12 protein-coding genes are annotated in these 13,937 nt (G+C 56.2%); 5 read left to right on the plus strand and 7 right to left on the minus strand.

The window, feature by feature from the left end; genetic code table 11:
* Positions 1-32 precede the first annotated feature (32 nt).
* Positions 33-1,322 (minus strand): uracil permease, encoded by a 1,290-nt coding sequence (gene uraA, locus BEI65_RS06200; RefSeq protein ID WP_099062592.1) that lies wholly within the window; start codon positions 1,320-1,322, stop codon positions 33-35.
* A 59-nt stretch (positions 1,323-1,381) separates the two neighbouring features.
* Positions 1,382-2,008 carry a uracil phosphoribosyltransferase gene (upp, locus tag BEI65_RS06205; protein WP_017893631.1) on the minus strand — a complete coding sequence of 209 codons (627 nt, stop codon included), beginning with the start codon at positions 2,006-2,008 and terminating at the stop codon, positions 1,382-1,384.
* A 255-nt stretch (positions 2,009-2,263) separates the two neighbouring features.
* Between upp and purM the strand changes: the two genes are divergently transcribed.
* Positions 2,264-3,301, plus strand: a complete 1,038-nt coding sequence (purM, locus tag BEI65_RS06210; RefSeq protein ID WP_099062763.1) for a phosphoribosylformylglycinamidine cyclo-ligase — start codon at positions 2,264-2,266, stop codon at positions 3,299-3,301.
* Positions 3,301-3,939, plus strand: coding sequence for a phosphoribosylglycinamide formyltransferase (purN, locus tag BEI65_RS06215; protein ID WP_099062593.1), 639 nt, complete (start codon positions 3,301-3,303; stop codon positions 3,937-3,939). The genes purM and purN overlap by 1 nt, the downstream gene beginning before the upstream one ends.
* A gap of 50 nt (positions 3,940-3,989) precedes the next feature.
* Here purN and BEI65_RS06220 read toward each other — a convergent pair whose 3' ends face one another.
* Entirely contained in the window at positions 3,990-4,259 is a 270-nt protein-coding gene (locus BEI65_RS06220) for a type II toxin-antitoxin system RelE/ParE family toxin (protein ID WP_099062594.1), read from the minus strand.
* Positions 4,260-4,262: 3 nt separating this feature from the next.
* Complete coding sequence (locus tag BEI65_RS06225; RefSeq protein ID WP_099062595.1) at positions 4,263-4,457, minus strand: hypothetical protein; 195 nt, start codon at positions 4,455-4,457, stop codon at positions 4,263-4,265.
* 146 nt (positions 4,458-4,603) lie between these two features.
* Here BEI65_RS06225 and speG point away from each other — a divergent pair, with 146 nt between their 5' ends.
* The gene (gene speG, locus BEI65_RS06230) at positions 4,604-5,158 is read left to right on the plus strand and encodes a spermidine N1-acetyltransferase (protein ID WP_099062596.1); all 555 of its coding nucleotides are present in this window, start codon (positions 4,604-4,606) and stop codon (positions 5,156-5,158) included.
* Between the two features lie 78 nt (positions 5,159-5,236).
* On the opposite strand, the gene pstB is transcribed toward speG, so the two are convergent.
* Genes pstB through BEI65_RS06245 form a run of 3 tightly spaced genes read right to left on the minus strand, consistent with a single transcriptional unit; the run spans position 5,237 to position 9,901 of the window.
* A complete protein-coding gene (gene pstB, locus BEI65_RS06235) occupies positions 5,237-6,049 on the minus strand; it encodes a phosphate ABC transporter ATP-binding protein PstB (protein ID WP_085118133.1) in 813 nt (270 codons plus the stop codon).
* 28 nt (positions 6,050-6,077) lie between these two features.
* Positions 6,078-7,730, minus strand: coding sequence for a phosphate ABC transporter permease PstA (pstA, locus tag BEI65_RS06240; RefSeq protein WP_099062597.1), 1,653 nt, complete (start codon positions 7,728-7,730; stop codon positions 6,078-6,080).
* The gene (locus BEI65_RS06245; protein ID WP_099062598.1) at positions 7,727-9,901 is read right to left on the minus strand and encodes an ABC transporter permease subunit; all 2,175 of its coding nucleotides are present in this window, start codon (positions 9,899-9,901) and stop codon (positions 7,727-7,729) included. Before BEI65_RS06245 ends, pstA begins: the two co-directional genes overlap by 4 nt.
* Before the next feature lie 394 nt (positions 9,902-10,295).
* Here BEI65_RS06245 and ppk1 point away from each other — a divergent pair, with 394 nt between their 5' ends.
* Both ppk1 and ppx read left to right on the plus strand, forming a co-directional pair.
* The gene (ppk1, locus tag BEI65_RS06250) at positions 10,296-12,359 is read left to right on the plus strand and encodes a polyphosphate kinase 1 (protein ID WP_099062599.1); all 2,064 of its coding nucleotides are present in this window, start codon (positions 10,296-10,298) and stop codon (positions 12,357-12,359) included.
* Between the two features lie 10 nt (positions 12,360-12,369).
* Complete coding sequence (gene ppx / locus BEI65_RS06255; RefSeq protein ID WP_099062600.1) at positions 12,370-13,920, plus strand: exopolyphosphatase; 1,551 nt, start codon at positions 12,370-12,372, stop codon at positions 13,918-13,920.
* The last annotated feature ends 17 nt before the right edge of the window (positions 13,921-13,937 follow it).

Here is a 13,937-nt window from a genome sequence, read left to right on the forward strand (position 1 = left end):
CGGGCAGCTTATCGGCTGCCCGTTTTCATTCATCACTTCTGTTCGGCCGACTCATCCGGCGCTTCGATCACTTCCTCTTCCTTACGGTACAGGCTAATGACCTTGAACAGCAGGCTGAGGCCGATGCCCACGATGGTTGCCAGCGCCATGCCTTTCAGCTCGGCAGCACCAATATGCACCTTGGCACCGCTGACGCCGATAATCAGGATCACCGAAGTCAGAATCAAGTTTTGCGCCTTGTTGTAATCCACTTTGGATTCAATCAGCACGCGAATACCGGACGCGCCGATCACCCCGTACAGCAGCAGGGATACGCCGCCCATCACCGGTACCGGCACCGCCTGAATGGCCGCTGCCAACTTACCGACGCAGGAAAGCAGGATCGCCAGAACCGCCGCACCGCCGATCACCCAGGTACTGTAAACCTTGGTGATGGCCATCACGCCGATATTCTCACCGTAAGTGGTGTTTGGCGTTGAGCCAAAGAAGCCGGAGATCACCGTCGAGATGCCGTTGGCAAACATGGAACGGTGCAGACCCGGGTCACGCAGCAGGTCTTTTTTCACGATATTGGCCGTCACTACCAGGTGGCCGACGTGCTCGGCGATCACTACCAGCGCCGCTGGCAGGATGGTGAAGATGGCAAACCATTCAAAACGTGGGGTGTAGAAAGTCGGCAGTGCGAACCAGTGCGCCTCACGGATAGGGGTTAAATCCACCACACCCATAAAGAACGACAGCGCATACCCCACCAGTACGCCGACCAGAATTGGGATAATCGCCAGAAAACCGCGGAACAACACGGAGCCCAGAATCGTCACACCCAGCGTTACCAGCGAAATGGTCACGGTAGTGGTGTCTGCACTGACGCCGTCGGCCGGCAACAGCCCCGCCATATTGGCCGCCACACCCGCCAGTTCCAGACCGATGACCGCGACAATCGCCCCCATCGCCGCCGGTGGGAAGATGACGTCCAGCCAGCCGGTACCGGCTTTTTTGACAATCAGCCCCACCAGGCAGAACAACACCCCGCACATGATAAAACCGCCCAACGCAACTTCATAACCCAATGGCAGTAACAACAAGACCGGTGAGATAAAAGCAAAGCTGGAACCGAGATAAGCCGGGATCTTGCCCTTGCAAATAAACAGATACAGCAGCGTCCCTATGCCGTTAAACAGCAACACCGTCGCCGGGTTAATCTTGAACAGGATAGGCACCAGCACGGTAGCGCCAAACATGGCGAACAGATGCTGGAAGCTGAGTGGAATGGTCTGCAGTAGCGGCGGGCGTTCACTGACGCCGATGACGCGACGGGTCATGTTTTTTTCCTTAATCATTTTCCGGTCAAAAAAAAGCCGACTCACGTCGGCTTCAATTTTTATTTGGTACCAAATATCTTATCGCCCGCATCACCCAGGCCCGGCACGATGTAGCCCTTGTCATTCAGGCATTGATCGATAGAAGCGGTGTACAGCTCGACGTCCGGGTGCGCTTTCTCCAGTGCGGCGATACCTTCCGGTGCCGCTACCAGTACCAGCACCTTGATGCTGTTGCAGCCGGCTTTCTTCAGCAGATCGATAGTGGCGATCATCGAGCCACCGGTCGCCAGCATCGGGTCAACAACCAGGGCCAAACGCTCTTCGATATTGGAAACCAACTTTTGGAAATAAGGTACCGGCTCCAGGGTTTCTTCGTCACGGTAAACGCCAACCACGCTGATGCGTGCGCTAGGGACGTTTTCCAGCACCCCTTCCATCATGCCCAGACCGGCACGCAGGATAGGCACAACGGTAATTTTTTTCCCTTTAATCTGGTCTATTTCAACCGGACCACACCAGCCATCGATGGTCACTTTCTCTGTTTCCAGATCGGCGGTCGCTTCATAGGTCAGCAAACTACCCACTTCCGAAGCCAGCTCACGGAAGCGTTTGGTGCTGATGTCATTTTCACGCATCAGACCAAGCTTGTGTTTCACCAGCGGGTGTTTCACCTCAACGATCTTCATCATTTTTCTCCTATTAAGGTGGTTGACGGCCAAAAAAATCGCCGGATTATACCTCCTTTTGCCGACTGCGCCACCCACTATAGCCCGATCGGGATCAACAAAAGATTGAATAACAGTATAGATGACGAAAAAGCGGAGCTGGTTCACAAGCCACTCGCAAACGTTTGCCTGCGCTGTTAGAATTGCCGCGCCTTAGTCCGGAATCAATGCCGGATGCACAGTTTTCAAACCGCAAACCGTCGTGGGGATCGCGCAGTGACCGACAAAACCTCTCTCAGCTATAAAGACGCAGGTGTCGATATCGATGCTGGCAATGCATTGGTAGACCGCATCAAAGGTGTAGTTAAACAGACCCGCCGCCCTGAAGTGATGGGTGGTCTGGGCGGTTTTGGCGCCCTGTGTGCGTTGCCGCAGAAATACCGCGAGCCGATTCTGGTGTCCGGTACCGACGGCGTAGGCACCAAGCTGCGTCTGGCGATGGACCTGAAACGACACGACACCATCGGCATCGATCTGGTTGCAATGTGTGTGAACGATTTGGTGGTACAGGGCGCCGAGCCGCTGTTCTTCCTGGATTACTTCGCGACCGGCAAACTGGACGTGGACACCGCGGCCAGCGTGATTACCGGTATCGCCGAGGGCTGCAAGCAGTCTGGTTGTGCGCTGGTTGGGGGTGAAACCGCCGAAATGCCGGGCATGTACCATGGTGAAGATTACGACGTGGCCGGCTTCTGCGTCGGCGTGGTCGAGAAATCCGAAATCATCGACGGCAGCAAGGTTCAGTCCGGCGATGCCTTGATCGCCCTGGGCGCTTCCGGCCCGCACTCCAACGGCTACTCGCTGGTGCGCAAAATCCTGGAAGTCAGCAACACCGACCCAACCACCACCGATCTGGAAAGCCAAACGCTGGCTGACCATCTGCTGGCACCGACCAAGATTTATGTGAAATCCGTGCTGGAGCTGATCGAGAAAATCGACGTCCATGCTATCGCTCACCTGACCGGTGGCGGCTTCTGGGAAAACATCCCGCGCGTGCTGCCAGAAGGTATGCAGGCGGTGATCGACGAATCCAGCTGGCAGTGGCCGGCCGTCTTCACCTGGCTGCAGCAGACCGGTAATGTTAGCCGTCATGAAATGTACCGCACCTTTAACTGTGGCGTGGGCATGGTGATCGCACTGCCGGAAGAATTGGTTGAATCCGCCATCGCATTGTTGACTGCCGCCGGTGAAAAAGCCTGGAAGATCGGTAAACTGACCGCTTCTTCTGACGAACAACAAGTGGTCATCAACTGATGAAAAAGATCGTGGTGTTGGTCTCCGGCCAGGGGAGTAATCTCCAGGCGCTGATTGACGCCTGCCAGCAGGGCCGAATTGCCGCCGAAATTGTGGCGGTATTCAGCAACCGGGCACAGGCTTATGGCCTGCAACGTGCAGAAGCGGCAGGCATTGCCGCCCATGCGCTGGATGCCAAGGCCTTTGCCGACCGTGCGGCGTTTGACGTCGCACTGGCGGAAGCCATCGACCAATACCAACCCGATCTGGTGGTACTGGCCGGCTACATGCGTATTCTCAGCCCGCAGTTCGTACAGCGCTTTACCGGGCGCATGCTGAACATTCACCCTTCCCTGCTACCGAAATACCCGGGATTGCATACCCATCGGCAAGCCATAGACAACGGCGACAGCGAACACGGCACCTCGGTGCATTTCGTGACCGAACAGCTCGACGGCGGCCCGGTGATTTTGCAGGCCAAGGTGCCGATCTTCCCCGGTGACGAGGAAGATGAGGTGGTTGAACGGGTACAAGTGCAGGAACACCAGATTTATCCGCTGGTGGTGAACTGGTTTGCCGAAGGTCGGTTGGCAATGCGTGATAACGCTGCCTGGCTGGACGGCGAACGCTTGCCCGAACAGGGGCATGCGGCGGACTAAAGTGCATCTTGAGTTTCTTCAACCCCTGGCTTTCAGCCGGGGTTTTTTATTCAGGGATATTCACGTTTGGCATGAATAACACTCAGAACTTCTATATGTCCGATGACTCTATAAACAACCAGATAGTTGGGATGGACGACAATTTCTCGCGTATTATCCACCTTACCCAAGCGGTACATTAAAGGGTTTAACGGCAGGGTAAGGACCACCTCTTCGATTTCCCGGTGCAATTTTCGCGCCGCCTGCGGGTTTCTGTCATCGATATAATCAATAATGCTCCATAGCTCTTCCTGAGCCTCACTGCTCCATTCTATCCGCATTGATCATCCCATTTTGCGCAATTTTTTCTTTGCCGCTAGACGAGTTTGCATTTCAGTCATCACTTGTTCGTGTGAAATTCTCGGTTGTTCACTGTTAATTGCGCTCTCAACCTTGGCCCGGTACCAACGATCGTAACTCTCTGTTTGCTCAGCCGAGCCCAGCACCGGCAAAGTGGAGAGTGGAGGTTTTATCGCCATGGAATACGTCCTCTCTGGGTTGTCTATATTTCAGGCAGTATAACGGCTTTGTTTACGAAAAAATACGCGACTCAGAGCTTCATCCTGACCATAATGTATTGTCCGGTATTATCATTGGTACCCATCCACGACATTAAGGAACCCCCATGTCCAGCCCTACCAACGTCAAGCTACGCCCACTGGAACGGGATGATTTGACGTTCGTCCACCAGATGGACAACAACGCCAGCGTGATGCGCTATTGGTTCGAAGAACCCTACGAGGCCTTCGTGGAGCTTTCCGACCTGTACGACAAGCACATCCACGACCAGAGCGAACGCCGCTTTATTATCGAACACCAGGGCGCCAAAGTCGGACTGGTGGAACTGGTTGAGATCGACCATATCCACCGCCGTGCAGAGTTCCAGATCATTATCGATCCGACCCATCAGGGTAAAGGCTACGCCACTATCGCCGCCAAGCTGGCGATGGAATACGGCTTCTCGGTGCTGAACCTGTATAAGCTGTATCTGATCGTCGACAAAGAGAACCCGAAGGCAATCCACATTTACAGCAAGCTGGGCTTCGAGGTAGAAGGCGAGTTGATCGACGAGTTCTTCGTTTACGGTGAATACCGCACCGTGCTGCGCATGTGTATTTTCCAGCCGCAGTACATGGCGAAGTTCAAAACGGCGGCCAGCGATAAGCCCCTGGTGAAGTAAACAAAAAACCCGCGAAAGCGGGTTTTTGCATGCTAAAGACCGGAGTTCTGTTTCGCCGGCAGAAAGCGATGCGGCGCCTTAACCATAGCGCCCGGTAATGTAATCCTCAGTACGGCGCTGGCGCGGCGAGGTGAAGATGTCGTCGGTGTCGTTGTACTCCACCAATCGGCCCTGGTGAATAAACGCCGTGTAGTCGGATACTCGCGCCGCCTGCTGCATGTTGTGTGTCACCAGCACCACGCTGTAGTGCTGTTTCAGCGCGGAAATCAGCTCTTCGATGGTGAGCGTAGAGATTGGATCCAGCGCCGAGGTCGGCTCATCCAGCAACAGAACTTCCGGCTCGATGGCGATCGCCCGCGCAATCACCAACCGCTGCTGCTGACCGCTGGAAAGGCGAAACGCGTTCTCACGCAGCCGATCTTTCACCTCGTGCCAAAGCGCTGCCGCACGTAGCGAGCGCTCTACCGCTTCGTCCAGGATCCGTCGGTCACGCACGCCCTGCAGACGCAGGCCATACACCACATTTTCATAAATCGACTTGGGGAAGGGGTTCGGGCGCTGGAACACCATACCGACCCGCCGTCTCAGTGCCGCGACATCGATTTGTGCCCCACTGATGCCCTGGCCGTTAAGCTGCAGATCGCCTTCAATCCGGCAGTTATCCACCAAATCATTCATCCGGTTGAAACAACGCAACAGCGTCGATTTACCGCAGCCGGAGGGGCCGATCAGCGCCGTCACCCGGTGTTTCGGAATTCGCAGTGAAATATCGTGCAGCACCTGCTTCTCACCATAAAACAGGTTGAGGTCGGTTACCGACAGCGCGGTATCTTCATCACCAAGATGCTGGACATCCAGCCGGGGCAAACTGCCTGGCGTCATCAAACTCATTAGGCACTCCCCAGAAATAGCTTCATTGTTACTGCGACCATGCTCGGTACCGCTCCCTTAGCGAATGTCGAATGCCCATCGCCGCCAGATTCAACCCCACCACAATCGCCACCAGCAGGAAGGCGGTGGCAAAGACCAGCGGCCGGGCGGCTTCCACGCTCGGGCTCTGGAAGGCCATATCGTAAATCTGGAAGCTCAGGTGCATAAACTTCCGCTCCAGATGCAGATACGGGAAAATATCATCCACCGGCAGTACCGGTACGGATTTCACCACGCCCACCAGCATCAGCGGCGCGGTCTCTCCCGCGGCGCGCGCTACCGCCAGGATCAGGCCGGTCATCATTGCCGGTGCGGCCATGGGCAAAACAATGCGCCACAGCGTTTCCGCCCGGCTGGCCCCCAGGGCCAACGACCCTTGACGCAGGGAGGCAGGAATACGCGACAGCCCCTCTTCGGTAGCAACGATCACCACCGGCAGCGTCAACAGCGCCAGCGTCAATGCCGCCCATAGCACACCCGGCGTACCAAAGGTCGGGTTGGGCAGTGATTCCGGATAGAACAACTGATCGAGCGTGCCGCCAATCATATAAACAAAGAAGCCGAGGCCAAACACCCCGTAGACGATCGAGGGCACGCCGGCCAGATTCACCACCGCAATACGGATCAGCCGCGTCAGCAGATTATTCCCGGCGTATTCGTGCAGATAGACGGCGGCAATGACGCCAAACGGCATCACCACGATCGACATCAGGATCACCATCAATACCGTACCGAAAATGGCCGGGAATACGCCGCCCTCGGTGTTGGCCTCACGTGGGCTGTCACTGAGGAATTTCTTCACCTGCTCGCCCCAGTGCACCAGCTTCTGCGTGCTATTCATCGCATTGGGATACCAGGCATCGCGCACCTGGCTGAGCGAGATAGTATGGACCTGGCCATGCATATCACGCAGCAGCAGCGCATCACGCTGGCGATCGCGGTTCAAGCCTTCCAGTCGGTCAGACAGCAAGCGATACTGGCGCTGCAACTCCAGCCTCTCGGCCTTGATGGACGCCTGCGCACGGGCGTCGAGCTGGTCGTCATGCTGCAGGCTTTTCTCCCGCAGCCGCAACGCGTCAAACCGTTGGTTGATGCGCGCCATATCGCGGAACTGAATATCGTGCGCCTGCCGCGAAAGCGCGGCAATTTGCGGCAAACGCTGTAGCAACGCCTGGCTGAGGTTACGCCCGGTCAACGGCTGGCCGTCCTCCAGCATGCCCGCCAGATAACCATAGGCGGTGCCATTGCTGTTGCGTTCCAGTACCAGCAAATTGCGCGGCGTGCTTTGGCTTAAAATGTCACCGGCCAGCAGCGTGCGGAAGTCCTGCCCTTCGCTCTCTCGGTTGCCCACCTTGATCAGATAACGTTCGAAACTCTGCGCATTCCCCGGCGGCAGCGCAACGCCGGACTCCTGCAACTGACGGCGCGGAATACTCTGCTGTTGGTACAGTTCGCCGATCATCGTCACCGGCCCGGCAGCGCTCTGATTAAGCTCAAACTGGTAGACCGGGCTGGGCCAGAAATAGCGCATCCCCTGCCCGGCCAGCAACAGCATAATGCCGATCAACGCCAGCAGGCTGACGGCCACCGACCCGGCTGTCAGCCAGATCCACGGCGAACCGCTCTTTGCCCAAAGCCTCATGGCGCCTCCTGATTCAGGGTATAGCGTTTACGCAGGCGCAGACGGATCGCCTCTGCCAGCGTGTTGAAAAAAAAGGTGAAAATAAACAGCACCAGCGCGGTCAGGAACAGCACCCGGTAATGGCTGCTGTCGGCCACCGCTTCCGGCATCTCGATAGCGATATTGGCCGCCAGGGCGCGCAGCCCCTGGAACAGGCTGCCGTCAATTACCGGCGTATTGCCGGTCGCCATCAGCACAATCATGGTTTCACCCACCGCTCGGCCAAAACCGATCATCAGCGCCGAGAAAATACCGGCGCTGGCCGAAGGCAAGACCACCCGCATCACGGTTTGCCACTGGGTCGCGCCCAGCGCCAACGAGCCCTGGCTCAGCGTCGCCGGCACGCTGAACAAGGCGTCTTCCGCCAACGAGAAGATGATCGGCACCAGTGCAAAGCCCATCGCCACGCCGACCACCAACGCATTACGCTGGTCATAGTCATCGCCCAGCCAGAAATGCAGCGGTTCGCCAAACAGTTTGACCTCCAGCCACGGCCCCACGCTGAACGCCAGCCAAACGGTGGCTATCATCAGCGGCAGCAGGATCAGCAGATCCATGCCCGGCGGCAAGCGGCGCGGTGCCAGCTTGTTCACCAGAGCACCGCAGGCCAGCACCACTACCGCCAACAGCAGCGGCAGCGACAGCACTGCCAACAGATAATGTTCAATCACCGGTGCCAGCCAGATACCGGCCACCAGCCCAATCACCACCGTCGGTAACGCGCCCATCACCTCGATCGCCGGTTTAATCACCCTTCGCAGCCCGGCCGACATGAAATAGGCAGTATAAATCGCCCCGGCCAATGCCAGCGGGATGGCGAACAGCATGGCGTAAGCCGCTGCCTTAAAGGTGCCAAAAATGACCGGCATCAGGCTAAATTTGGCCTGATAGCTGTCCTCACCGGAAGTAGATTGCCAAACATAGGCCGGTTCGGGGTAATTCTCATACCACACCTTGTGCCACAGCGAGCGCCAGGTGACGTCGGGATAAGGGTTATCGATTGGATAATGCTGCCAGCCCTGCGCCGTTTCCAGCAGCAGACCGTCACCGCGTGGGGCGAATGCCATTTGCTGTACGCCGGTGCTCAACCTGCCGTTCAGCAGCGGCTGCGGCTGAATGCTGGAGAACAGAGAGAAGCCGCCGTCAGGTCTCAGGGTGGCGAACACCCGACGATAAGGCTCGGCCACCAGCAGATCCTGCGGTTCGGACTGGTGGGCGAAATGCTGCACCGGGGTCAGTTGCCAGCGCTGATCCTTTTCAACATCGAACCATTCGCGTATGCCACCGTCAGCCGCTTCGATCAATAACGCGCTGCCACCGGGCAAGGCGGTCAGTTGATAAGGCGTGTGATCGCCTAAGATGCGCGTTTCTTTAAGCTGTAACTGGGTGTCGTTAATTTGATAGCGCGCCAGTCGGTTGCCCGACAGCAGATACAACTGACGGCCGTCCGGCGTCAGCACCAACTGCTGCACCGCGCTCTCCAGCGGGCTTTCGCTTAACTGCGGCGCTTGGTCGCTGCCAAAACGGCCAAACACCAAACGGTGGTCATCAGTGACACCAGCCAGCAGATAGTGACCCTGTCGCACCTCTGACAGTGCCAGCAGCGCCAACGGCCGTCCCTGCTTATCCAGCGCTAGCGGCCGTTGTCCCAGCGGAAATAGCCACTGTGGTACAGAAGTGCTCGCGGCAGCAAAATCCGCGCTGGCAACGATAAAGCGGCCATCGGCCTGCGCCAAAGCAAACAGATCGCGTTCACCGGCGGCCTGGGTCAATAACGTCGGTTTGGTCAGCAATGGTTGCTGCGACAACGGCGTGCCCGCTGCGGCGGTGTCCTGCGGTACCAATCGGTAGAACTGCCCCAGCCCCTGCGCATCAATGCGGTACCCGATACGCTGCTGCACATCCATGCCCAGCGCCAACGCAGGCGCAGTGGCGCTGATCGGCAAAGGCTTTGCCTGCCCCATCGTTGCCGGTTTAAACAGCGGCAGCACCGCAAACAGCAGGTAAACGAAGATCAGCATTAGCGTCATCAGCACCAGTAGCCCGCTGACGGTCACGGCCGCCTGCACGCTACGGTCGATGCGCGCACGCAGCCGATCCCGGGGATGTTGGTTTACCGTAGTCTGTGCCATGTCTCTCGCTGTCGCTGATGTAAGCAGGCTTGCGCCATAGAATAACCGGGCATCTTATGTCAGTTTTATGACGTTTGCATGACAAAGTTACCCGCCAGGCGCAGCGAACTTTGCGCTACCCATCAGCATTATTAATGCTATATATTGCTGAAAAATGATGATAAACCCGATCACATCTATAAATATAAAGCATGAAATACGCCATTTTATGCCAGTTGGTGATGGCCAACAGTTCCCACGCCGCAGAAAATATATTTACCGCTTAAAATGCCTCACGCCAAGGTAATGGATGTGTTGGACTTTACTGTCAATCTCTCGCAATAATGATGAAGGACACTAGAGCGGCATCCGGGCTGCGTCCCGGATCCTTTTCTAAAATTGAACTGGAGTGGCAATGGGTCAGGAAAAGCTCTACATCGAAAAAGAACTAAGCTGGTTATCCTTTAATGAACGCGTATTGCAGGAAGCCGCAGATAAGAGCAATCCCCTGATTGAGCGCATGCGTTTTCTGGGCATTTACTCCAATAACCTGGATGAGTTCTATAAGGTCCGCTTTGCCGATCTCAAACGACGTATCCTGATCAGCGAAGAACAGGGTTCCGGTGGCGCGTCACGTCATCTGCTGAAAAAGATCCAGGCCAAGGTATTAAAAACCGATCAAGAATTCGACAGCCTGTATAACGATTTGCTGCTGGAAATGGCGCGTAATCAAATCTTCCTGATTAACGAACGTCAGGTGTCGGAGAACCAGCAAATCTGGCTGCGACAATACTTCAAGCAGCATCTGCGTCAGCACATCACCCCCATCCTGATCAACCACGAAACCAATCTGGTGCAGTTCCTGAAAGACGATTACACCTATCTGGCAGTGGAGATTATTCGCGGCACACGCATCGATTATGCGCTGCTGGAGATCCCGTCCGACAAGGTGCCACGCTTCGTTAACCTGCCACCGGAAGCACCACGCCGCCGCAAGCCCATGATCCTGCTGGATAACATTCTGCGCTACTGCCTGGATGATATCTTCAAGGGCTTCTTCGACTACGACGTGCTCAACGCCTATTCGATGAAAATGACCCGCGACGCGGAATACGATCTGGTCACAGAAATGGAATCCAGCCTGCTGGAACTGATGTCCTCCAGCCTGAAACAGCGTCTGACCGCCGAACCGGTGCGCTTTGTTTACCAGCGCGACATGCCGAATGAAATGGTGGAATTGCTGCGCGGCAAGCTGGGTATCTCCAACTACGACTCGGTGATCGCCGGCGGCCGTTATCATAACTTCAAAGACTTTATTGGCTTCCCGAACGTCGGCAAGGCCAATCTGGTCAACAAACCGCTGCCCCGCCTGCGCCATATCTGGTTCGAAAAGTTCCGCAACGGCTTTGACGCCATCCGCGAACATGACGTGCTGCTTTACTACCCATACCACACCTTTGAGCACGTGCTGGAGCTGGTGCGCCAGGCGTCGTTTGACCCCAGCGTACTGGCGATAAAAATCAATATTTACCGCGTAGCAAAAGACTCACGCATTATCGAATCGATGATCCACGCCGCCCACAACGGCAAGAAAGTGACGGTGGTGGTGGAGCTACAGGCACGCTTTGACGAAGAGGCCAACATCCACTGGGCCAAGCGTCTGACGGAAGCCGGAGTGCATGTTATCTTCTCTGCGCCGGGGCTGAAAATTCACGCCAAACTGTTCCTGATCTCGCGCCGTGAAGGCGACGAAATTGTGCGCTATGCTCATATCGGTACCGGTAACTTTAACGAGAAAACCGCGCGTATTTATACCGACTATTCGCTGTTGACCGCCGACTCACGCATCACTAACGAAGTGCGCCGAGTGTTCAACTTTATCGAAAATCCGTACCGGCCAGTCACCTTCGACAACCTGATGGTGTCGCCACAAAACTCGCGCCTGAAGCTGTATGAGTTGATCGATAAGGAAATTGCCAACGCTCAGGCCGGTCTTCCGGCTGGCATTATGCTGAAAATCAACAATCTGGTGGATAAAGGGCTGGTAGATCGGTTATATACGGCATCCGGCGCCGGCGTAAAAATCCGCCTGTTGGTGCGGGGTATGTGTTCTTTGATTCCCAACCTGCCGGGGATCAGTGACAATATTCAAGTAATCAGCATCGTCGACCGCTATCTGGAACACGATCGGGTTTACGTTTTCGAAAATAAAGGTGACAAACTGGTTTATCTGTCCTCTGCCGACTGGATGACCCGTAACATAGATTACCGCATCGAAGTCGCGGTCTCGCTGCTGGATCCAACACTGAAACAACGGGTTCTGGATATTCTGGAAATCCTGTTCAACGACACGGTCAAGGCGCGCTACCTCGATAAAGAACTGAGCAACCAGTACGTCCCGCGCGGCAATCGCCGTAAAGTGCGTTCTCAGGTTGCCATTTATGAGTATTTAAAAGCTCTGGAACAACCAGGACAGTAGGCCAGCCACTATGCCGCTAAAAAGCACTGCAACAAACAAACCGCAGGAAATCGCTGCCATCGACCTCGGGTCGAACAGCTTCCACATGGTGATTGCCCGCGTCGTCAACGGCGCCTTACAGGTGTTGGGCCGTTTAAAACAACGGGTCCACCTCGCCGATGGATTGGACAGCAACAATGTGCTCAGTGAAGAGGCAATAGAACGCGGCCTGGCCTGCCTGGCGCTGTTTGCCGAACGGCTGCAGGGCTTCCCGGCGGATAACGTCACCATCGTCGGGACCCATACCCTGCGCCAGGCGGTTAACGCCGAAGTGTTCCTCAAGCGTGCGGCCAAAGTGATCCCCTACCCGATCGAAATCATCGCCGGGCAGGAAGAAGCGCGTCTGATCTTTATGGGTGTGGAACACACCCAACCGGAAAAAGGCCGCAAGCTGGTGATCGACATCGGTGGCGGTTCCACCGAACTGGTGATCGGCGAAGACTTTGAACCGCTGCTGGCAGAAAGCCGCCGTATGGGCTGCGTCAGTTTCGCCCAACAGTTTTTCCCTGGCGGTGAAATCAGCAAAAGCAATTTCAAACGTGCGCGCCTGGCGGCGGCACAGAAGTTGGAAACCCTGGCCTGGCAATACCGTATTCAGGGCTGGCAGTATGCCCTGGGCGCGTCAGGCACCATCAAGGCCGCACACGAAGTGCTGGTAGAGATGGGCGAAAAAGACGGCCTGATCACCCTGGAACGTCTGGAGATGCTGGCGGAGCAGGTGTTGCAGTTTAAAAGCTTCAGCTCCCTGAGTCTGCCGGGGCTGTCGGAAGACCGTCAGTCGGTCTTTGTACCGGGTCTGGCGATCCTGTGCGGCGTATTCGATGCATTGGCGATCCGCGATTTGCGCCTTTCCGACGGCGCGCTGCGCGAAGGCGTGCTGTACGAAATGGAAGGCCGTTTCCGCCATCAGGACATCCGCAGCCGTACCGCCAAAAGCCTGGCCGATCACTACAATATCGACCGTGAACAGGCCAAACGGGTGCTGGAAACCACCGAATTGCTGTACGCGCAGTGGATGGCGCAAAACACCAAACTGGCGAATCCTCAGTTGGAAGCGCTGCTGAAATGGGCCGCGATGCTGCATGAAGTGGGGCTGAGCATCAACCACAGCGGCATGCACCGCCACTCAGCCTATATTCTGCAAAACACCAACCTGCCTGGCTTCAACCAGGAGCAGCAGTTGCTGCTGGCGGCGCTGGTGCGCTTCCACCGCAAGGGCATCAAGCTGGAAGAACTGCCACGCCTGAACCTGTTCAAGAAGAAGCATTATCTGCCGCTGATCCAATTGTTACGTCTGAGTACCCTACTCAACAACCAGCGCCAGTCGACTACCACGCCAGAGACCCTGCGCCTGAGCACCGACGATAATCACTGGACGCTGCGCTTCCCAGCCGGTTATCTGGCACAGAACAATCTGGTGCAACTGGATCTCGAACGCGAACAGGCCTACTGGAACGACGTAGTAGGCTGGAAACTGATTTGCGAAGAAGAAGATTCACAGAACGAGCAACGCTCGGCCTGAGTCTGTGCCCCCTGCCA

It is taken from the genome of Serratia sp. BW106, from assembly GCF_002607755.1.
GTDB classification, from domain to species: Bacteria; Pseudomonadota; Gammaproteobacteria; order Enterobacterales; family Enterobacteriaceae; genus Serratia; species Serratia proteamaculans.